Raw genomic sequence first — 21207 nt, 5'->3', positions numbered from 1 at the left:
CTTTATAGGCGCAGGTGATTTTCTCGTATCCTCCACTTTCTTGCAAACGGTCAGCGGTGTATCCGTCGCCTTTGCAAAACAACTTCGAAAGAGGCGGTTTCCCTTTGTACGAGCTTAGATATTGTGGGAAAAAGTCCTCCGGATCATCGCTAGGAAATGCGATCGTAATCTCCTTGGGGTTCTCTCCATAGACTCGCTTAAACGAATCGACCATCTGCTGTGAGGTGGTTGACTCATCGGCACGAACGACAAAATAGTCCGTGGCTTTTGGATACTCCTTTTGTCCATTGGATGTTTTCACACCTAAATGGATCTTCCCCACTCTCGGTACGCGCACAACATCTGAACGTCCTGGAATTGGCATATGAATCGCTCCTTTGTTGATCCGCTAGAACACGAAAAAGCACACGACAAAACACAGCTTGCGCTGCATCTTTTTTCGTGTGCTACTTTCCGTTATATAGACGGATTGATGTATGATTTTACCTTATCGATATTGCTTGAGTAATCAACGATACGACATTGAGGTATTCATCGTGAGGAAACTCTCCAAGCACATCCAGAACTAACGATCCATGGACATGCTGCATAACGAGATATCTGATCCATGACGACTTTGTCAAACCAGCATGTTTCCAATCTTGTATTTGATACTGGGGTCTAAACGGAGAATGTTTCGTCGTGATTTGCACAACTAAACATTCATTCGTTGCCCTTGAATACGATTCCGTACTAAGAACAAGTCCCGGTCTTTCTTTTGTTCCTGTTAAATTTGAATAAGGGAATGAAATTTTGATAACGTCACCTTGTCGCGGATAAGTCATCGTCATCATCCCAATTCAAATTAATACCTAATCTCGTCCAATCCAAAGTAATAAGATAATCTTTATATTCCTCGTGAAAAGTCTGTAGTTCGTCAAGATTCAAGCTCATCACTTGACGAAGCAATACTAATACTTTTTCCGTTTGTTTATCTGACATACGGCCACGCACACCTGGAACGTTACCTTTAACTAAGATGATACCATCAAGTTCATCAGATGGTTTTACCACCTGAAACTCCGTTTCCTCTTGCTTTTTCTCCACGAAAAACACCTCCGTGGAAGTAGTATACGCCGTTTGACGCATAAAATCATACCCCCTTTTTATTGCGCTTGCGACATATTTCCATCCGCAATTGCTTGGCGCACATGCAGTTCCACTCGACGTTCCCACGCCAAACGTTCCTGCCATTCCGCCCATATCCAATCCAGTTCAGCTTTCCGGCGATCAGACCACACCTTTGGATCAACACCTTTAGGTGCGATCTTCGATGTGCGACCGACAAATCCGATTGTACGCAACTGATCACGCGTCAAGCGTTCAGCTGGGTGTTCAGGTTGTTTGTGATTGTGAGCATGTGAAGGGTAAAGATCACGCTTGGCCTCTTCAAAGGTTACCCCCTTGAGCCATGCATGAAACTGAATCGCCCCGCCAGATGCACCGCATTTGTGACAGCAAAACGTGTCACGAGCCGTGTTAACATACAAGTGGTACACGCGACGATCATCTTTGCAGACCGGGCAGTGCGCCTTGTATTGATTGTGTGTGGATGTACGGACAAGGTGGAGCTTGTTGCGTTCTGCGATTTCTTCCACTCCGACCATAGTACAGCACCCCCGTCATTGGATAGATACCTCATGATGACCACTCCTCAAACGCAAACAAACCACCGAAACGCCAAATAGACCTCTTCATTTTCGCGATTGCGAAAGTAGATGTCATTAGGACATTCCCGCGGTGATGCGAGTTTATTGGTTTGACACTTGGGCATAATACTCCCTTGTGTTATGCTTGGATTTTTTTCACGTGCATGGGTATAGTATACCCTTATGTTGTTGCATTACCTTTTCGCCTACTATGCTGGCGCAGCTGCATATTTACGGTGAGCACTGCAACTCTACCTTCATACTCTTGTCAAACACGCGGCAATTCCTCGTAAGAAATTGCAGTTGGTCTCAATCCCACGTGAGTTAATCGGAATGCTCTCGCATTTTTTCAAGGCATATGCCTCGTCCCGACCTCAAGACCAGAGACGTGGTCTTTGGCAACCCCCTCAGCAGTTCCGTTCTGCCTGGTAGCCTTCGATCCGTTAGCCAATAAGAAGTTTGTGCTGCCTACTTTTCTCGGTATAGGTACAATGCCGGCGTCGCTACACACCAACATTTCAGCAACTCTTACTGCGGACAAACTCCGTGTCGTGGAGGTAGACGCCAAATATTTTGGATCACGTATCAACCTTTGGAAACATATCCTCATCGCTGATCGTGATGGTCTAGGCACTCGTATAGCTTTCCATCAGTCCACTATAGTAGCCTACAATGTAATCAAATTGATCACATCGGCCTTGCTCACGTATGCAATCCCCATCAGGTTTCGCCATGGATAACTTTCCATCAGTCCATTATCCAATTTTTATACGTGCTACTACTTTGTGCGAATCCAGCTTTCCATCAGTCCACCAAATTCGCAATGTGATTACCCATCAGGCTTATCACATGATATTACTCACACGGCGTTGGACATCATCCGCAGCAAACTTATTTTGGCTTTCCATCAGTCCACCAAATGTAAGCATATCCACGTGTGTCGGTTAGCCGATTTATTTTTGCTCTTCATGATTCTTTTGGACATCATCCTCAAATCGAAGGCTGTATCAAGGCCAGAAGAACAGGTTGTATTGAAGATACATTATGTTTGTAGTATAAGATTGATAGTTTCATTTTGCAATAGAAAAAAGCATCCCCTAGCATGAAGTAGCTAGAGAATGCTTTTTGCAGTTCACAAAGATCATCAAATAGCATCTGTTGCATATTCGAACACACCATAAGGTCCTGAATGATTGTTCCCTATGATCCTGATCGTAACAAAATCACCTAATTCGGGTATTCTCCTCATGTTGATAGGATCTACGCTGACCGTCACCCCTTTTGTAATTTCAACTAAAAATGTTCCATTACGATTCATCCGCGTCAGTACGCCACCTACTTCCGCATTTTTATTGAGATTTAACATGGCATATGGATTCGTTATAGCGTCTCGACGAGATACTATCATCGGAGCACCTTCTCTGCTTGGCAGCACCATAACAGGGAATTCTTCTCCTATTCTTGCTTTTTTGTCTCGATCCCAATCGTAGTACGCTTTAGGCAATAACGCTGTATATCCGCCAGCATTGACGAGGTAGGCTCCTATTAGCTCTCGTTGTATCACAGCATATAGCTTTCTTTCACGCAATTTTAGTGCATTACGCTCTTTGAGAATTTTTAGTGCCTTGGCTCGATTCATGACTAAAACTCGATTTCCCGTATCTTTTATGTCGAAATCTTCAATGACGCCTGACACCCAGTATTTAAACAAATCGCTAGGACGTTGTTTGGGGTCTAAAGCAGCCATTTCCAAAGGCAAATAGATCTTCGCTACGCCCACATCGCCAAACAACATCTCTTTTTTCGTGCCATCCTTCATTTCTAATGTTTCTGTTCCATACAACTTATAATGTACAACTGTATTACCACGTTTCCACGCACGTGCAGCTAGATCTACTTTGATGTGATCAAGCACCTGTTCCCCTTCCTTAGCCCCTTCTGCAAGCACGTTGACATAAAACAAGCGGTTATTTTCCACTGGTAAATCCCCTTCCATTAGGTTAGATAAGTTTTACTACTCTCACTTTACCGCGTTGTCAACCCTAAAAACCCTCCATTTTCACTCCACTTTTTTTCGTGAATTTCTCCACTACGACTCTTTTAATTTGCTACCGCAGTGAGGGCAAACTTTAAATTTTGCTCCATCATGCATGACTCGATCAGATAAATGGTCACAATCATTACATAAAAAAAGCACTTTTTTTGTGCCACTATCACATTGCGAACAACGGTAAGATACTTGTGTAAATCCATTCCCATTTATCACATCTCCAGCGACATTTTTCATGTCATACAACGCCATCGTATCCCCGCACTTTACACACGTAGGCGCATCCTTTTCTCGATCAAACGGCTTGTCCACCTTGACTGTTAGCTGCTCCTTTTTTTGCACATCCGGTTGTTTTGGCTCTGGTACAGGGATCACGATATCTTGATGCTGTTGCAACGCTGATTCCTCTCGCAAAAGATCCGCTTGGTCTATCCTCTTTTGATAGTTCGTTCGATACATGGCTCTAAAATCAGGAGCTGGTTCCCCTTTTGCTTCACGCTCTTTCCTCTTCTCCTCTCCAATAATGGCCAATGATTCGTGGAGAGTTTTTCCTTTTAGCTTATCTGGCGTATGCATATAGTGATCACCAACAATGGATCTCCCTCTACGTTCCGCTTCACGAATCTTCGCCTGCGCTTCTGGCGTGGTATCGAAGACAATCATCCCTAACCCATCTGACTCTGGTACGGCAGGTCCGTTAGCATCAGCAGAAGCTACTTCCGTGATGTATCCTCGAACAGGGTCCTTTTTTTGTTCATTCACCTGCGAAATCGGCTCTTTTTTGACTCGTTGCTTTGTCAGGTAGAAATCCTTTTGCTGTTTGATCCATTCCGTCGCATATGTTGTGATCCCAACCTCTGGATACTTTTGTTGATTGCCTACGGTCATGAGAAAGATCGCTTCTTCTTCTGCAAGTTGAAAGGAAATGTCCTCCGATCGAAAACGAGCCTTTTCCCGTTCCCTCGTAGATACCTTGGGAGATTCCGTTCGACCACTCATATTCAAGTAACTCACCAAACTCCGAGAATGCGTATGCTCCTCAACCCACTCCGTCCCAAGCGCCTTCTCTAAATACCGGGCATCCTCAAAATCCGGGGCGGGGAAGTAGATTTTATTTCGACAAGCGCCTTCTACAATTTCTATAAACCTTGGATTTGAGGCCAATATCAGTTGACTCCGCACTTGAAAGGCTAGCATCAACCCTATTCGATATTTGCGCCCTTGTGAAAATAAATCGTTGAGCGAATTTGTTGCATATTTTGGAAACTCATCGACATACAAGTACGTCGGTCTTCTCGTTTCCTCGCTTCCCTTGCGGTTCAAAGCCGCCATTTTGAGTGCAATTAAGACTAACTTACCAAACAAATTGCCTGAATCCGTATTCCCGTTTACAATCGCTATCAGTTGGCCTTTTTCATCTTTCCCTCGATCGCAAAAATCGGCAAAGGATAGTTTGGGATAAGGACTATTTTCATCAACAATTGGCGCTATCAATGGGTTTTTAGCCAATTCTTCGACGACATTTTTTAATCCTTTGGTCACTGTCATTAATGTGCCTTTTTGATCATTTTGCACTTCCCGCAAAAATGACCGCGACTCTTCGAGCACGACCTCTTTTCCGCGGGGTGTCAACCTTTGGATGTTATCAAATAATTCTTTCGCTTCTTTAGGTGGCATCGATGTTTGATCGGCAGCTTCTTTTAATGATCCATCCGTGGCAAAATGAACAGCAAGCAGACACACTTCTTTAAACGTATCGAGATCACTAACCCATCGTGCAAACTTCATAAATCCACTCTCGGGATAAATGTTCTTTTGCACCATAATCACTTTGCGGATTAGATCATTTTGGGTGTTAGCATAAAAAGCCTCTTGTCGCCCCATCTGCTCGCCTAATGCTGCCCGCACATTTTCGATCACTTGTGCAGGCATGCCAGCAAATAAATCTAACGATATGTTCGTTCCATACTCACCTTTAAAGTCGATAACCTTGACTGGGATATTCAATTGCTTAGCCACACGAATCATTTCATAAGCCAATCCACCATCTGGATCCATAGTCACCACATCCATGGGATATCCTCGTGCTATGTGGCGTAGATCTTGTGCGATAGCTTTGGATAGAATGCGTGACGTTTTCCCCGTTCCAGGTACGCCCATGACTAACGTGTTAATAAAGCGATCCTTTCCCTCGATAATGATTGGCTTCTTCGTTTCTTTCGACACAGCCAATTCAATAGGCGTATACGTGAAGTCACCACTTGGTTTATATTTTTTATACGTATGCACCCGATTGTCATGTGTCGTGCGCTTGGTCATCGTCTGATAAATGCCATAAGCGATCAGACCGACTGTGCCCACGAGTGCTAAAGCGATCATCAGAGGATTTTCATGCAGCGTAGGATTAGCCGCTTGCATGTTGATCCCTGATGTTTGCATGAGAGTCCCCGTTTGTTTCGCTAAACTAGGAGGTATGATCGCTTGTAAAGGCGATGTTACCTTCGCTGTTTTCGCCGTGTGTTGCCATATGGCTACTTGCTTCGATAACCACAGGACCACTCCAACTAATCCTCCAACAACAACGAGTAACCCAATCGCCTTCGCGTTACTAATCACGGATCGGTACGTGATATACAGCCAAACCAGTACAACCATCAACAACACAATCCATACAGCCGCTGGAACGTGGCCTAGCAACCCTGCCATCGCTTGCGGAGAAGTGAACACGTTCGGTACGCTTGGCAACAGTAACGCTCCTTTCTTTTTACTTGCACTTCTCAACCTCAATCGTAATCGAAAGTCAAGCGATAAAACCCTCCATTTTCAATCCACTTTTTTTGCACGAAAAAAATTCGCTTCCTCATGGATAGCGAATTCTACATCAACCGCAAAGCCATGCTATATACTTGATCATTTCACCGCCAATAAAAGAAATCCAGCTACCGCAACCAACCCAATCGCATGATCGGCCGCGCTTCCTGTCTTCACCAGCCGTATGCCTTGTCGTGCAGGAAGTGGCCACAACAGAGGCACACCACCCGCAATTCCATCGGCAATCAAATGAAGCGCATATCCTGCCATTGCTGCCTCCGCACACACTGCCCACAACCCATGCAAGCTCATCATCATGCCTAGTGAAAACAAGCCGATCCCAAGCACGCTATGCGTGAACGTCCGATGACTCGTAAAGGCAGCTCCCATACTCCATGCAAAGAAGGCGAGTCCAGCCACCCATGGCATCACATGAGTGACCACACCGTAGATGGCGAATAACCCCACAGCCCCAAGCGCAATCTTTCGCATTAGATTCGCTCGCGAGAACAACGTAAACGCCAGCAACGCATAACCTACTAGACTAAACGGCGTCAGTGGTACATGTCCTACAAAGAGCACATACAACGCAATCAGCAAAAAAGCGATCCGCCCCACCATCTCTGCTTTCCTTGCTAACAGTGAATGTGATTCATCCAAATCCGGTACAAGCGAACCTAAGACCGCTCCTACCACCACGAGCGCTTCTGGTACAAGATTAACCGTCCTCATCGCTGAAATAGGCTCCCACGGAAAGCGTATCAACAGCGGTGTGATCACCGTGGCTCCAATCGCTCCGATGGCCATATGGGTGCGTCCGAGCATATCACTCATTCCTCTCTGTGATCGGTCATCTCATCGATCGAAAATTGCCAATGGTTCATCGCATCCAACAGTTCAGGTGCAAACTTCTCCATCTGATTCGTGACTTTCTCTGCCCATTCTTCTGCGGTCTGCCCACTGAATTTGATCAGTGTCGTTGACCATCCAGCCTGCACTTGCTGATATGCTTTTGCGGCAAGCATGATGTATTCCCGCAATTTGAAGATGTTGATATCCGATCGAATCAAAAAAAGTAAGCTGATATTGCGCAACTCAGACGGCGGGATCTTCTTTAGATATTGTTCAAACTGATCAGCATTTAGCGATACTTCGATATCATCCATGACGCACCGCCTCTGCACATACACTTCGTAGCACCACTTCTTGAGGCAACACACAGCCAAATCTGCGGAAATACGACTCTAACGCCTTTAGTTCTTTGCTACTCAGACGATGAGTCTCTTTCTCTGAATCGTTATAGCCCATGAGCTGCAAAACAATCGCTAAAGATTCACGCTTGGAGAGAAAGACAACCATATCCACCACCGTTTTTTCATAAAGTCTGGCTACACGTCGAATGATGATGTCCCATTCCTTTTCTTCCATACCCACTCACCTCGCACATTCATTTTACCTCGTATGTTTCTCTTGATTGGGCGATTTCGGTACCTTATTCCTACTCCCATTGCTTAAGTATGGCTAGTACACGCTGACGATCGACCTCGATAAAGCGTATACCGATGTGCCGAATCGTCCGATCACATTCATCTTTTTCAATGCGAGCGACTTGTCCGATGAATTCGACTCCTTCAAATGAACCTCGCACGCGTTCGTTCATGTTGAATCCGTCAAATCCTGTCCCAATCCCAAACCCACCAGTAGACAGGTTCTCCATCCAGAATTCATCGACATCCCCATTAACACGTTCAATCATGACATCTAGTTCGACGTCGATCCAATGAATTCGATATTCATCAAGTTCTTTCTCGGATGTGCAAAAACCAAGGCGTATATATTTCTGCCCGTCTTCTTCTGCGATACCAAGCACACAACCATCGAATCGAACCATTTTGAACGATTGACGATTCCTAACATCGACTTTAAGCACTTTCCCGATGGGTAATGGATAGGTGTTGATGAGTTCATCACTAGCATGGAGCCAGACTTCTTTCTCTCTTCGTTGCATCGTGGTAAAAAGTTCTATTGGTTGTTTTTGATACATCCAGCTCACGGTTGATACTCGATTCACGATGATGATCAGCTCCTTTTTTATCACTGTAACGGAAAGTCAACCCCAAAAACCCTCCATTTTCACTACTCTTTTTCATGAAAAACCGCTCGCACTTAAAACATGTGCGAACGGTCAATGATTGATCGAAATTAATACGAATTATATTTTTGATCAAATTTCTCTTGTTTCATAGACAAATAGATAATTCCTTCGATCACACTAACAATCGACGGTATGATCGTCCAAGAAAAAATAATGTATAAAATACCCATGCCGATTTTCCCGAGATAAAACTTGTGTATGCCCAAAGTGCCCAGGAAAATAGCTAACAAAGCCGCTACTAATTTGCTACGTTCTTTGCTGTCGGTTTTTAACTTTCCATTTTGCACCCCACAATGCGGGCAAACAACCGCCTGCTTGTTAATGATCTTTCCGCACGATTTGCAGTAGGTCTCCCCGTTTTTGGGAGATGCATTTTCAACCTCCAACACCGCCAAACCTTCGTTTCCATCCATACCTATTCCCACCTTTTCCATTGGTTTTTTCGCACAACTCCACATTAGCATCTTGTCAACCCTAAAAACCCTCCATTTTCAATCCACTTTTTAAATGCAAAAAGCCACCCGGATGGATGGCTCTTTGCGCGTCTTGATCTTATTCGTTACTCTTTATCGTGCTTCATAGGCGGATGACCTTGCATGATCGTGGAAATCGCGTGTTTGTAGATTAACTGTTGCTTGCCTTCTGATTCCAACAAAACACAAAAATGATCATATCCAAGAATGATTCCTTTGAGCAAAAAGCCGTTGACAAGGTACACGGTGAGTTTCACCTTTCGTCTTCTCATATCATTTAAAAATGGGTCTTGCAATGCCGAGTGGTCTGTCTTCGCCATTTTGATACTCCTATCTATAGGTATATCTACGAATTTTTTCTTGATTCCTATCCATATGGTCTATCCTCAACTGCCTCATCATCACGCGCAACAAAAACTGTACGGATTCCAACTGCTCAGGCGCGATTTTGTAGCGCGCATCCGGTGATAGCATTTGCCAACTCGAAACCAAATCAAAGCTCTGATCGACCCAATCGCTCATCTTCGTTTGCCATTCTTGATCTTCCAACTCAAACACCACCCCTACTTTCCAGCTAGTTTTCTCATCTCATCCAAATGTTCTAACATGGGACGATATGATCCTGCACTTACGTCCCATTCCAAAAAATAGATCACTCCCGCTTGTTCAGCCGCCAAATACACGTTTCGCTTCACTGCTGCATGTGAAGCGTAGACTACATCATCCATCAAACCCCACACCTCAACAATAACTGGTCGAGACCATCCTCTAAGCACAAAATCCGGTCTGTATCCAAACCACGTATCGTGCGGTCGCAACGGTTTTTCAATCTGCAGTCGCCGTAGTAACAATTCCTCGTACAAATCCTTCTCATGCTGGCTATCTAACCACACACATCCATTAGGATGGATGATAGCATCAACAATAGATCTCATCGCACGAATGGTCCCTTGCTTCCGCGTGGTTTGTATAGCCACTAAATTTCCCTTTAGTCGATGATTCGGTAGATACCGCTTTTCGATATGGACTGTCTCGAACGCGCCTTTCACGCCACTGATCTGCCAGACTTCTTCTTCCTCACCTATCGAAAGGCACGCTTGGGCAAAACCAACAATGATCGCTTGTTCCATCGGGTATTGCCTTGGATGTGGAATATACGCGATTTTTTTTAGAGATTCCTTGTCTAACCGTATGCGTTCTTCTAACATGGCCATTTGCATCCCGTACAAAATGGCCTGTGTCGATCTCAGTTGTCCCATGCGCTCCTGGGCAATCTGCAATCCTTCGACATACCACTCGCGAATCAAAGCGGCAACGGTAGTTCTCTCTTGTTTGTCTATCCTGCCTACTCGTTGTTGCTTGATAAGATGCTTAGGTTCATACGAATCCGCACTCTTGACTTCCTCAGAGGCAGGAACAGGTTGTTGAGCCTGTTCCTTCTCCACTTGAAAAAGATCTCGCAAAAAAATTTTTACATAGCGCCCATTTTCGTCCGTCTCTTCTTGCACAGCACTTCGCTTAACCACACGCCGTATTTCTAACGGGCTATCTTCCGCATAGCGTTCACAAGTTGGATCGTGATCGATATGCCGATCCTGCTTGTATAGCACCTGTACGTGTTCCTTGTACTTTGGGTGATTGCGCACGTTCATGCGTACACGATCCGTTTCACGACAGGTGCAATACAACACCGCCTTATTTGCGCGCCAAGCGTGCAATAATTCTTGATTCCCATGCTTGTTGCCAGTGGCTACTTGCGCATACGATATCATGTGCGGTGCTTGCCCTTCGATTAAGACAAGCAAGCTATTGCTCATCTTCATCACCACGGTCATACACTATTTTTTCTAGTTCACTCACATCTTGCTTGTACGACAATACAACACCCGCAAACTCCTCCACGGTTTGCACATATTTATCTAGTTGGCTGTGCCAATAGGTACGCGGCGTATCAAATTTGTTACTATGTTCCTGCATTAATACTTCAAATTCTGATCGAAGACGTTTGATCGTTGTTTCGGCTTGCTTGAGCTTTAAATCCACCAAATTTTCTCGATACCGTTCTTGCATCACCTCGTCATTGAAATCTAAGATTGCCGATTTTTTCATCACCCGCTCCATAGATGGTTTGCGTTCTATGTCAACCACTGAGCCGCCCAACCGCTCCTCATTCCTCTTTGCTTCTTGTGTTTCATATGATCCTATTTCTTCTTCCTGCAGATCATCGTCATGATCCTGATCTAGTCCTATTGATTGTACTCTTTCTATCTCTCTTTCCTTATACTTCCACAACATAATTGCTGCCGTTACTTCCGAGTCTCTAATTTCTGTCGCTTCTTTATGGGATGCATAAAACCAATCTTGTGCTTCTACTGGCAAAGTGGACAAATTAGAGCCTGCGCGCACGCTAATCATTCCTTTACTAACCATCGCTTGCAGGTCTGGTGTTAAATCTGTCAATCGAGCGTACTCCCTTATTCGGCTTGTGGATATACCTATCTTTTTGGACAAATCGTTTAATGTTGTTCCTTTATCGGTTCTGTTTCCTCCATGAGTGATTCCGTATATCCTTTTTGCTACAGTGATAATATTTGTGATAATCATAGGATCTTTTTCTAATGGTGTGCGGCTTAGATTGTCTTCTACCATACGGTCAATAGATGCCTCAACATCCATTGATTCGTACATCACTGGCACAGTTTCTAATCCTAGTTCGATAGCAATGGTTCTTCTTTTATGTCCACAGACCAAAATATTACTATCTTTAATGGCAATGAGCGGGTAATCAATGCCGTGTGTAATCATGCTGTCCTTGATGCGTTCATATTCTGACGCTAATTGGATCTTGTCCGAATTGTACTTTGCATATTGAGGATTAGGTATGAGTTGATGTGGACTTACTTGCATTATTTCTCGCATATTTAATTCCTCCCGTAAATTCAATATTATTTTATTTTCCAAGTGCTACTTTGTAGCACTTGAAACTTCTTTATGATTACTTGTAATTAGTAATCGTCAAGAGCTCGTAATGGCTCTTGCTCGTAACATATTTTTCTTACAACTCAACATTAGCATCTTGTCAACCCCAAAAACCCTCCATTTTCACTACTCTTTTGGCTCCAGATCATAAAGATATTGCATGTACCGACTTCTCTGTACCAACTTGCCCATATACGTTTTCGGCGCTGAACAATACAACTGATCTTTAGCTCGTGTCATCGCCACATAAAACAGTCTCGTTTCCTCTCGAATCTCTTCTGGCTTGGCGGATCGCTCATGCGGTAAAAAACCCTCCACGGCTCCCACGATAAAGACCGTGTTGAATTCAAGTCCTTTACTCCGGTGGATCGACATCAATTGCACAGCATCATCTTTTCCTTCTTCCGGTTTCGATTCACGTAATGTCCGATCAACAAAAGCTAAAAACGCTTCTTTCGTTTTGAACTTGGACGCGGACCGTAGCAACACATCTACCCATTTCACTGGTTCATCATCTTTCGCATACGCTAATTCCTTCATTCCTGAAGTGAGTAGCCACCTTAACCCATCTGCTGGCGACTCTCTTCTTTGCAACTCTTCAATCGCACTGGTCAAATCCCACAGGTTACGATGGTCCTCAACCCCACGCCAACCAAGCTCCACGAGTTCCTCAATCTCTGTTTGTCCGATTCGCCGATTCGGTTGATTGATAATCCCCCTCCAATGATCCGCATTCTCCGTATCGATCGATGTACGCAGATAATCCAACGCTGCCTTCACTCGCTTCGATGCAAAAAATGGCGTATCTCCCACCACTTCATACGGTATCCCCTGTTCACTTAACGCCTCCGCGTAAATCTGCGACTGCGCATTGGTTCGATACAGCACGGCATACCCTCTATAGGGAAAATGACGGTTTAGAATGACTCTCGCCACCATATTCGCTTCCGCTTGCTCATCATCTACCTCAAAGGGTGCGTACCCTGAATACTCATCATCACGTCCCACGCCTGGCTCCACGACCTTATCGATATGAAACCCCTGATTGAAATGGTTAATCAGGTCATTGGACAACCCGACAATCACAAAGAATGAACGATAATTACGTGTCAAATAGTACATCTTTGTCCCTACATACTTCTCCTTCATCTCTTGCATCAACTCAGGTCTCGATCCTCGAAAGCCATAAATTGCTTGCCAATCGTCCCCAACGCAAAACAGGTTGCGGCGTGGTGCTGCCACTTCTTTGAGCCATTCCCACTGTGCTCGATTCGTATCTTGAAACTCATCCACCAAGACATACTCAATGCCCTCTCGCCATGTCAAAGCGACACGATCTTTCTTTCGCAGCGCCTGCAACGTCATCACAATCAAATCTTCAAAGTCCACACGCTTACTGTTCGTCTTCAATCGCTCATACGTTGCATACATGCGTTGTAAGTCAGGGTCCTCTACTTGTTCCGGCATGATCCCCTCGCTCTTTTGACGCATGATCCGCATCATCCACTCGTTCGCGTCCACCTGCTCACGCAGATTGCCGCTCTCTTTCTCCAGTGCCCACTCCACCACATGGGTGCTATCCACCAAAACCTCCACCTGCGGGTTCATCTCCCGCAACAATCGAAACGCCACGGCATGCATCGTTTCCATGCGCACCTGTTTCGCTCGCTCCCCAACCTCATGCACCAAGCGTGCTTTCATCTCTTGCGCTGCCTTCTTCGTGAACGTACACGCTAAAATACTTCGAGGATGCACACCCGCTTCGATCAATCGCTTGATTCGTGCAATCAGCACCCGCGTCTTGCCGCTCCCTGCCGCCGCTACCACTAAAGCAGGGCCTGTCCCATGCATCATCGCCGCTTCTTGTTCATTCGTCAGCTCCACTTCATCCCAACCCCTTTCTACTGTTTCATCTTCATCCTCTTGATCTGGATCATAGAAACACTCTTTTACCTCTACCTCCTGCAATGACGGCATATCGGTCAGTCTCTTGACTCCCTTCGAATGTGCCAGCTTATGCATGACCTCTCCCATCAGCGCATTAGGTGCCGTCAACCACAGATACGCCGCGACTCGCTCTCCTTTCACGCTCACACTCGCAAACGCTTCATCGCCCAGGTGTCCCCACTGAATCAGACTCGCGATATTCCCGTTCCACGCTGCCAGCACCGACCACGTCTCGTTGATCTTCGCGACAATGGTCCCACCGCCGATCATCCAATCCTTTCCCTCGCTATACTTTTGATAAAACTCACCGCCACTTTTTACGCCAACTATCCGTTCCAACGTCTCATACGACCACGCGCCATAGTCAAAGATCGATCGAAAATAAGACTCGGGATTTTGCACTACGTCTTCATACGGCAACGCATACAAGGCATGGCTGACGTCACTATTCCTGCTTAGCCAATCCTTCATACTTTTCACCGCCGATGCATACCCTTTTCGCTTCACGAGTACCACGATTTTGAGCGCACGATCGCCATGGATTTTTTGCATTCGATGGAAATACCCATGCACGTGCTTATACGTTCGCTCCTTCAATCCAAAGGGTACGAGGTACATCGGCATCCCCTCTTCCCCTCTTCGGATACCTGCTTGCGACCCCTCCTGATCCTCCATCCGCCCATACGTGAACGTCCACCCCCGTTCGTACATCCCATCACGCATCATCGCAATATTGAGCTCCTGATACGCGATCCCCTTATACACCGTATCCTTTCGATCAAACGCCAGTTTCCCCGTTTCTTCATCTCTTTTCTCCACGAACGTTTTGACCGCCATGTACGTTACATCGTAATACCGACTCGCCCGATGCTCCTTCGTCACCTCTTTCAATTTCCATTCTCGCCGCCTCCCTTTTTCCAGCAGCGACCACAAGCTATACACCCTCTGCCGATACGTATTCAACAATCGCGCCATTTGCGCATAGGTCACCACCGGTACGTTCGATAACGCTTCATCAAGTTTCTCCGTCATATCGCGCAACTCTGCTTCGCTCGGTTTACGCCCACTTTGTCCCGCCATCTTGTCCTCCTGCCTTCCGTTACTCTTCTATGGCTTGATCCGCAAAACGCTTCGCGTTTCACAGATCAAGCCACCGATCACTATGCCCATAAGATATTTTTACACCCACTCTACCTGATCGAATTTATCCGTTTTGTCTTGCCATTTTCTTTGGATTAACCCTAGTCAATCAACGCTAACAACTTCCATCTCAAACTTACAATGAGGAAATTCAGGACATTGTAAGTTTTTTAAACGGTGAAGAGAGGGGCCATAAACACGATGAATAAAGGATATAAGACTTACAATGCAGCCAATTCACCATCAAAAATTGCGTTGTAAGTCTTTTTCCCTGTTTTTACCTCATTTCTTCGAAGAATCGAAGCCAATCATTCCTTTCTATACCCTCGCAAACGGACCTCTACCATTTCGAGAGCATCCCTATTCTGTTGTTCTTGTTGTCTGATCGTTAATGTTTTTACATAGTCAAACGTATCTACAGGAAACACGTGATGTCTTGTCATCTGATCGATCATCACTTTTAAATGATAATTATCTGGATCTAATGGCGCTTTTGCATCCACGATAATTTCCAGTTCAATTTGGGAAAATAGATAGTTTTGATCCCTTCCTTGGTACTCCCAATCATGCGGATGCGCTGACGGAGGATAGTGAAAACGATCAAAATACTTGAATTTACCATCCAATAAATGACCGAAAATCTCACGCCAAAACTGAGTTTCACGAAAATATGTTTCTTTAGCCGTGAGATAAAACGGTCTGATCTTCATGTATTTTTTTGAACGAAAGAAGATTTCAGGTATCAAAAAAGAAACCGTTTTTGCCTCATAGTCCATGATCATGCTCACTGGATACTCTTCTCTTGTGACAACGGAACTTCTTGTTCTTTCCTTGTCGGTTTGATCAAAAGGCCGCACAACGATATACCGTGAGTCTAGGACATCGGCATACATCTGTTCTTGCACGATGCCATAGACGCGTTCCAACAAGTTTTCATAGTCCTTAAACAAGCTGTAATCAGCCAGTCCATCCTTCCCTACGTGATGAAGAATCTCGCGATAATCGTCAAATAGATCGACATATTTGGCTCGAAATGAACGCCAAAAGGCAACTCGATCAAACGATGGATCAGGAACATAACGATTCGCATCGTTGTTGATCTTATTTATGGCGAATTCCTTTCTTGCTTTCTCCACCTTTTCTTGAATCTCTTGTTCGGTTTTGATCCGCCAACGTTCATTGAGAAGTGCAAGAGCTTCTTCTGGATTCGCCGATTGTCTCGCTTTCCATTCCTCTTCATACCATTGATGGAGCGATTCCCTTTGTTTTTCTTCTCTTTCTTTGATCATTTTTTCTGCTGCAGTCATTCTTCGCACTCTTTGTTGTTTCTTTTGCATAGACACCACGCTCCTTATAACGAGCGTAACGGAAAAAGCAAGTTAAAAACCCTCCATTTTCACTACTCTTTTTTGCACGCTTTCATACAAAAAAACGCACAGGGGATCGCCCTAGTGCGTTTCATTCCATCAGGTAAGCACAACATATACTGTATACGTTGTGCTTACGTAGTCTGTTTACGTTACGTCTACGTTTACCGTATACGTAGACGTAACGTAAACATGATTAACCTTGCAATTTCCTCATCAAATCAAGTGCTCGTTGGTCTGGTTGATTCGCTACATCCGATTGTTTTTCATATTGATTTTGCGCTTGGTCTAGTCCAATCATCGTTTCATTTTTAGTCGCATGTTCCTCATGGTTATTTAACGCTTCACGCATCCTTTCAACAGTAGGACCCGTTGCACCCAATAATTGATAAGCGTACATCGTCAGTGCTTTTTTAAAAATTGGACTATCTACCATAGCGATTTGTTCATCTGATACCTCTGGCAAATCAATGGAAACATGTCGCGACTGTTGCATCCGATCTTCCGTTATTTTCGAGAAGAAGAAACTGTTAATCGCACCTGTTTTACCAGAAGTCGGACGTTTGGCAATCCGTTTCAAATGGCTCAAATCATCCGACGATATATTTTCCGGGATTCGGAATGAAAGAACATCCCCAGCTTTTAAGTCTGGCTTGCGTGACATGCTTTACACTCCCTCGATGGCTGGCGTCACTCGCTTGGAGAGGACAAGGATCTTCCAGTAAGACTCAACAATCATCCAAATGCTTTCATCTGCCGATTCTTGCCATCGAAGCGGATAGACATGCCTGCTGTTCTCGTTGACCGCCGTCAAATAGGGTCGAATAAGTGCCGAACCTCCACCAATCTGAAAGACCAACTCTACATCGGACACTTTCTTCCACATCCGTCCCAGATGATCGTGTTGCGCCTTCGCGCAAGCCGTTAAAACTTCATCAACCACATCTTTTATTGAAGTCAACTTGCCATCGACAAGAATATGGTTTTTGCGTTCATCTTTGGCTAACAATACATCGCGGACTAAGTTACGACGCGAACGGATTCGATGATGATACCGTTCATACACTTGCTCAATGATCGTATCCAAGTATTCCGATACACCACTATTAAGCCCGTCTGAATTCATGTTATCTGGTTCACCACGTTCAATCACCGCAGAATCTGTTGACAACCCGCCAATATCGTTGATGAGAATCGACTTATTCAACAACTCTTCATTTTTAATTCGACCCTGCTCATCGGTGACTAGAAACATCATGGCAGCTTGACCTTCACTGGATATACTCACTGTGTCAAATTCAATACGTACCACTTTCTTGCCAATCTCAGGCGTTTGGAGAAACTCCACCTCGTGTACTTTTCCCATTAACCGATCACGGAAAGCTTCTTTTGTGCCTGGCTTCTTGATTTCTTTTAGCGGTAATCCAGTTGACAAGGCATACCGACATTCAACCACTCCGTTACTGTTGGCTTCACCATGTTTTGCGGCATCTATTGCCAAGGTCACCAAAAGCATAATGATTGCTTGATCATTAGACGATTTTGCATCACCCGGTTCTGGTTCATGATTATCCGAATATCGCGTGGCCAAATTACCTACTGTATACACTCCACTTTTGACAAGCGACGGGCTAGTTACTCGACAGTGAATCCCTTCATACAAGCTACTTTCCAGAGACACAACACCACGATCGGCTGGTGCTTCTGCAACCACATTGGGAAGAATGATCCCTTTCCCAGTTTCAAATATCGCTTTTACACCATCATTGCCAACATCAATGGCCGCTAAGTGAATCATCATGTTAAAAAATCCCCCTTCTATATTTATGACTACGTTATGTATACGTAGACAATCTAATAAATACAATATAACGTCTACTTAATGTTTACGTTGACGTGATATTTGTTATTATGAATGAATATATACTATATTTCAAGTGATTTTATTTACGTCTACGTAAACTTAACGTAGACGAATATATTTTGCGTATACATGAAGAAAACGCTACATAGTCATTTCAATGAGGCAGTAAGTCACCTAGTGATTGTTGGAATCTCACGTTTTTTTATCGGAAGAAAGTCAAAAAAAAGCCACCTTCTTGGCGGCTTTTCCTACTTCTACTTCGACGACCCAAATGCAAGCATGACGCCAACAAAAAGACTAAAAAGAGCAAATGCCCGCATCATGAAACGCTGTGCTCGTTCATCGCTCAATCATGAGCACCCCCACACTAAACAGAATGTCTGCGACAAAGACTAACACGCCAACTGGAATTAATTTTGCGTTTTCTTCATCTACATATCGTCTGCTGACCCTCTGCAACCACGTTTTTAGAAGGGGTGCAAGAAGAAATCCTAGCGCAAAGAGGAGGAGAGCAGGAACAAGTCCTCCTCCTGCCCCAAGCGCCATACCCATCTTCCAGTCGCCACCGCCAAGCCATCCAAGGAGTCCTGGGATGAACAATAGTACGCCCATGCCTACAAGTCCAATGATCGAAGGCTCCAAATGATGTTGGACCCCGTTATAAAAAAGAAAAAATGCAATCCACGGTAGCGTCCACCAATCTCGAATGAGGCGAGTCGTGAGATCTTGATAAGCGACTACTGCTAAAAAAATGAATAGAAATAGTACATCATGAACCATAGACGACACTCACTGGATGCCAAGATTCAACAGGTACATCTTCACTTGTGTAGACAGGTACAGTCTTCATGATATACGTAGGCACAGAAACGTAGGCATAGGTTGGTTCGGTTTCTAACGTATAGCTTGGTTCGGTTGTGTACACAGGTCGCGTTTCCTCTGTATACACGGGTTCTGTTGAGTAGCGCGCTTCTGTCGCATACACAGGTTCCGATACCGTAGTATATACAGGCTCTGTAGTGTATACAGGTTCACTTGTATACACGGGTTCTGTGGTATATACAGGCTCTGTAGTATACACGGGTTCTGTTGAGTAGGTTGGTTCAGACACATACTCCTCGCCACACCAGCGATCTCGTTGATTGCCATGACATGCATATTCAGCTACTTCATGGCTACCTGTTTGCACTGTCTTTGTTCCAATCAATACGGTTCGTGTGCCTGTTTCTACCGTTCGAGTCCCCGTTTCTACGCTTTTTGTCCCTGTCTCCACCGTTCGAGTCCCTGTTTCTACGGTATGACTAGCATATCCAGTCAGAACACGTTCATCACCTGCAAATACTTCTTTTGATCCTGTTTGTACCGTTACTGTCGTTGTCCCTGTTTGTACCAGATGAGTGCCTGTTTGTACCTCTTGTTCTGTCGTTCCCGTCTGTTCATAGACTTCATGTGTGCCTGATTGTTCCTGTTCTTGTTGAGTCCCCGTTTGTACATTCTCTGATCGATACGTTGTGGTCGTATAACCTCCGGTAATCGAAACCGGTTGACTTTGTGCGATTGTTTGGGCGAAAGCAAGAGGAGCTACTAAAAAAGGAGCCATCACAATCACACCGATGACCCATTGTTTTGTCATGGTTTTCACCCTCCAGTGACGACTTGTGCAATAAATTGTTGGGTTTGATCTTGTAGAGCTGTGATCGTCGTCGATACGCGTTCACCTGATGTTGCAGAGGCAAGGACTTGTCCTGTTGTTTGATTGACGATCTCTAACACATAAGGACTTACGATCGGTTGATTCACCGTAGCCGTCAGTGTTACTGCATTGTTATCTGTATCTGCACTAGCTGTTAGCTGAACGGTATACGCCGGTTCGACCGTGATCGATGTTTGATGAGATACGCCATCAGCACCCATTGTCAAAGGAAACGTACCCACAGTACTCCCGCTCACGCTAAAAATTAGTTGTCCTTGCGCATTGGTCAGTCCATCCTCACCGCCATAGGATGTGTCAGAGATTTCACTTCCCGTCATGGACAATCCCGATGCAGGCTGAATCCACACAAACTGATGGGCCAAAGGCTCTCCTTGAAAGGTCACTGAATCGACGACTTGCTCACTTTGTCCTGCAATCAACGCGCTGACTGGTTGAATCGTCACATCAGGCTTGGGCGCCGAGCTAGGATAGGTTGACGACTCTTGCATCACAGGGCGTCCTGTAGGCGTGATGGTCATGTTCACTTGATCACCTGGTCGGAACACCCAGTAGGGATGACCATCTGAAAAAGTCGTTGCATCACCCTCGCCATACCCACTGCTAAAAGAAAACACCACCTGATTCGGTGTCCACGACTGTACCACGGGCACGACGGAGGATCCATTCGCGTTGAACTCCCATCCCTGTGTTGCATCTCCGCCTGAAATCGTGCCTCCACTTCCTAGCTCTGATCCTTGGATCGTCACCACAGGAGGAAATACACTTGTGTTCCAGACTACATCCGAAACGGTAGGATCATCATTCCCAGGCAAAACAGGTGTCCCTGTTTCGTTCGCATAGGATAACGAAGAAGCCACGCTACTCGTTGACGTGGTTCCGGACGTTCCATTCCCGCAGTTGTTCCATAACTTGCAATCTAGGCTTTGATTGCTGATCACCGCTTTGTCTGCCCCTTGATTCACGGCAATCCATCCCACAGGGACGATCCCAACCAATAACACGCCAAGCGTTAATCCGCC

At 45.1% G+C, this 21207-nt stretch carries 22 protein-coding genes; all 22 read right to left on the bottom strand.

Translation table 11 applies throughout. The features are described from left to right. On the bottom strand, positions 1 to 364 hold a 364-nt coding region (locus MM817_RS15185; protein WP_473828221.1), incomplete at its 3' end, for a recombination directionality factor. Positions 365 to 482: 118 nt separating this feature from the next. After that, positions 483 to 824 (bottom strand): type II toxin-antitoxin system PemK/MazF family toxin, encoded by a 342-nt coding sequence (locus tag MM817_RS17590; RefSeq protein WP_419723422.1) that lies wholly within the window; start codon positions 822 to 824, stop codon positions 483 to 485. After that, positions 802 to 1086, bottom strand: a complete 285-nt coding sequence (locus tag MM817_RS15180) for a hypothetical protein (protein WP_241716697.1) — start codon at positions 1084 to 1086, stop codon at positions 802 to 804. The genes MM817_RS17590 and MM817_RS15180 overlap by 23 nt, the downstream gene beginning before the upstream one ends. 59 nt (positions 1087 to 1145) lie before the next feature. Beyond that, positions 1146 to 1646 (bottom strand): CHC2 zinc finger domain-containing protein, encoded by a 501-nt coding sequence (locus tag MM817_RS15175; protein ID WP_241716695.1) that lies wholly within the window; start codon positions 1644 to 1646, stop codon positions 1146 to 1148. 1186 nt (positions 1647 to 2832) lie between these two features. Continuing rightward, positions 2833 to 3666 carry a 4-hydroxy-3-methylbut-2-enyl diphosphate reductase gene (locus MM817_RS15170; RefSeq protein WP_241716693.1) on the bottom strand — a complete coding sequence of 278 codons (834 nt, stop codon included), beginning with the start codon at positions 3664 to 3666 and terminating at the stop codon, positions 2833 to 2835. 111 nt (positions 3667 to 3777) lie between these two features. After that, entirely contained in the window at positions 3778 to 6483 is a 2706-nt protein-coding gene (locus tag MM817_RS15165) for a type IV secretory system conjugative DNA transfer family protein (protein WP_241716691.1), read from the bottom strand. Between the two features lie 165 nt (positions 6484 to 6648). Next, positions 6649 to 7374, bottom strand: a complete 726-nt coding sequence (locus MM817_RS15160; protein WP_241716689.1) for a metal-dependent hydrolase — start codon at positions 7372 to 7374, stop codon at positions 6649 to 6651. 5 nt (positions 7375 to 7379) lie between these two features. Further along, positions 7380 to 7715, bottom strand: a complete 336-nt coding sequence (locus MM817_RS15155) for a hypothetical protein (RefSeq protein WP_241716687.1) — start codon at positions 7713 to 7715, stop codon at positions 7380 to 7382. Beyond that, the gene (locus MM817_RS15150) at positions 7708 to 7977 is read right to left on the bottom strand and encodes a hypothetical protein (RefSeq protein WP_241716685.1); all 270 of its coding nucleotides are present in this window, start codon (positions 7975 to 7977) and stop codon (positions 7708 to 7710) included. Before MM817_RS15150 ends, MM817_RS15155 begins: the two co-directional genes overlap by 8 nt. Positions 7978 to 8047: 70 nt before the next feature. Further along, positions 8048 to 8620 (bottom strand): hypothetical protein, encoded by a 573-nt coding sequence (locus MM817_RS15145; RefSeq protein ID WP_241716683.1) that lies wholly within the window; start codon positions 8618 to 8620, stop codon positions 8048 to 8050. A gap of 131 nt (positions 8621 to 8751) precedes the next feature. Then, positions 8752 to 8991: a TM2 domain-containing protein gene (locus MM817_RS15140; protein ID WP_241716699.1), complete on the bottom strand. Its 240-nt coding sequence runs from the start codon at positions 8989 to 8991 to the stop codon at positions 8752 to 8754. Positions 8992 to 9263: 272 nt separating this feature from the next. Beyond that, on the bottom strand, positions 9264 to 9497 hold the full coding sequence (gene hfq, locus MM817_RS15135) for an RNA chaperone Hfq (protein ID WP_241716681.1): 234 nt from the start codon (positions 9495 to 9497) through the stop codon (positions 9264 to 9266). A 10-nt stretch (positions 9498 to 9507) separates the two neighbouring features. Continuing rightward, entirely contained in the window at positions 9508 to 9726 is a 219-nt protein-coding gene (locus MM817_RS15130; RefSeq protein WP_241716678.1) for a hypothetical protein, read from the bottom strand. A gap of 14 nt (positions 9727 to 9740) precedes the next feature. Next, positions 9741 to 10994 carry a hypothetical protein gene (locus tag MM817_RS15125; RefSeq protein ID WP_241716676.1) on the bottom strand — a complete coding sequence of 418 codons (1254 nt, stop codon included), beginning with the start codon at positions 10992 to 10994 and terminating at the stop codon, positions 9741 to 9743. After that, positions 10984 to 12096, bottom strand: a complete 1113-nt coding sequence (locus tag MM817_RS15120) for a ParB/RepB/Spo0J family partition protein (RefSeq protein WP_241716674.1) — start codon at positions 12094 to 12096, stop codon at positions 10984 to 10986. The genes MM817_RS15125 and MM817_RS15120 overlap by 11 nt, the downstream gene beginning before the upstream one ends. A gap of 186 nt (positions 12097 to 12282) precedes the next feature. After that, on the bottom strand, positions 12283 to 15183 hold the full coding sequence (locus MM817_RS15115) for an ATP-dependent helicase (protein ID WP_241716672.1): 2901 nt from the start codon (positions 15181 to 15183) through the stop codon (positions 12283 to 12285). Between the two features lie 368 nt (positions 15184 to 15551). Beyond that, on the bottom strand, positions 15552 to 16580 hold the full coding sequence (locus MM817_RS15110; RefSeq protein ID WP_241716670.1) for a CCDC34 family protein: 1029 nt from the start codon (positions 16578 to 16580) through the stop codon (positions 15552 to 15554). 226 nt (positions 16581 to 16806) lie between these two features. After that, complete coding sequence (locus MM817_RS15105) at positions 16807 to 17274, bottom strand: hypothetical protein (RefSeq protein ID WP_241716668.1); 468 nt, start codon at positions 17272 to 17274, stop codon at positions 16807 to 16809. 3 nt (positions 17275 to 17277) lie between these two features. Then, positions 17278 to 18411: a ParM/StbA family protein gene (locus MM817_RS15100; protein WP_241716666.1), complete on the bottom strand. Its 1134-nt coding sequence runs from the start codon at positions 18409 to 18411 to the stop codon at positions 17278 to 17280. Positions 18412 to 18813: 402 nt separating this feature from the next. Continuing rightward, positions 18814 to 19254, bottom strand: coding sequence for a prepilin peptidase (locus MM817_RS15095; RefSeq protein WP_241716664.1), 441 nt, complete (start codon positions 19252 to 19254; stop codon positions 18814 to 18816). Then, positions 19244 to 20107: a hypothetical protein gene (locus MM817_RS15090; protein ID WP_241716662.1), complete on the bottom strand. Its 864-nt coding sequence runs from the start codon at positions 20105 to 20107 to the stop codon at positions 19244 to 19246. Before MM817_RS15090 ends, MM817_RS15095 begins: the two co-directional genes overlap by 11 nt. A 5-nt stretch (positions 20108 to 20112) precedes the next feature. After that, on the bottom strand, positions 20113 to 21207 hold a 1095-nt coding region (locus MM817_RS15085), incomplete at its 5' end, for a hypothetical protein (protein WP_241716660.1).

The sequence above is a fragment of the Sulfoacidibacillus ferrooxidans genome (assembly GCF_022606465.1).
In the GTDB taxonomy this organism is placed as follows: Bacteria; Bacillota; Bacilli; order Alicyclobacillales; family SLC66; genus Sulfoacidibacillus; species Sulfoacidibacillus ferrooxidans.
This window is presented reverse-complemented; position numbering and strand designations above follow the sequence as displayed.

What these genes read in the sequence shown, in the direction of transcription:
- MM817_RS17590 (WP_419723422.1), bottom strand. Translation starts at nt 824, where the DNA reads ATGACTTATCCGCGACAAGGTGACGTTATCAAAATTTCATTCCCTTAT.
- MM817_RS15115 (WP_241716672.1), bottom strand. Translation starts at nt 15,183, where the DNA reads ATGGCGGGACAAAGTGGGCGTAAACCGAGCGAAGCAGAGTTGCGCGAT.
- MM817_RS15100 (WP_241716666.1), bottom strand. Translation starts at nt 18,411, where the DNA reads ATGATGATTCACTTAGCGGCCATTGATGTTGGCAATGATGGTGTAAAA.
- MM817_RS15175 (WP_241716695.1), bottom strand. Translation starts at nt 1,646, where the DNA reads ATGGTCGGAGTGGAAGAAATCGCAGAACGCAACAAGCTCCACCTTGTC.
- hfq (WP_241716681.1), bottom strand. Translation starts at nt 9,497, where the DNA reads ATGGCGAAGACAGACCACTCGGCATTGCAAGACCCATTTTTAAATGAT.
- MM817_RS15120 (WP_241716674.1), bottom strand. Translation starts at nt 12,096, where the DNA reads ATGCGAGAAATAATGCAAGTAAGTCCACATCAACTCATACCTAATCCT.
- MM817_RS15090 (WP_241716662.1), bottom strand. Translation starts at nt 20,107, where the DNA reads ATGACAAAACAATGGGTCATCGGTGTGATTGTGATGGCTCCTTTTTTA.
- MM817_RS15125 (WP_241716676.1), bottom strand. Translation starts at nt 10,994, where the DNA reads ATGAGCAATAGCTTGCTTGTCTTAATCGAAGGGCAAGCACCGCACATG.
- MM817_RS15095 (WP_241716664.1), bottom strand. Translation starts at nt 19,254, where the DNA reads ATGGTTCATGATGTACTATTTCTATTCATTTTTTTAGCAGTAGTCGCT.
- MM817_RS15150 (WP_241716685.1), bottom strand. Translation starts at nt 7,977, where the DNA reads ATGGAAGAAAAGGAATGGGACATCATCATTCGACGTGTAGCCAGACTT.
- MM817_RS15105 (WP_241716668.1), bottom strand. Translation starts at nt 17,274, where the DNA reads ATGTCACGCAAGCCAGACTTAAAAGCTGGGGATGTTCTTTCATTCCGA.
- MM817_RS15110 (WP_241716670.1), bottom strand. Translation starts at nt 16,580, where the DNA reads ATGCAAAAGAAACAACAAAGAGTGCGAAGAATGACTGCAGCAGAAAAA.
- MM817_RS15155 (WP_241716687.1), bottom strand. Translation starts at nt 7,715, where the DNA reads ATGGATGATATCGAAGTATCGCTAAATGCTGATCAGTTTGAACAATAT.
- MM817_RS15160 (WP_241716689.1), bottom strand. Translation starts at nt 7,374, where the DNA reads ATGCTCGGACGCACCCATATGGCCATCGGAGCGATTGGAGCCACGGTG.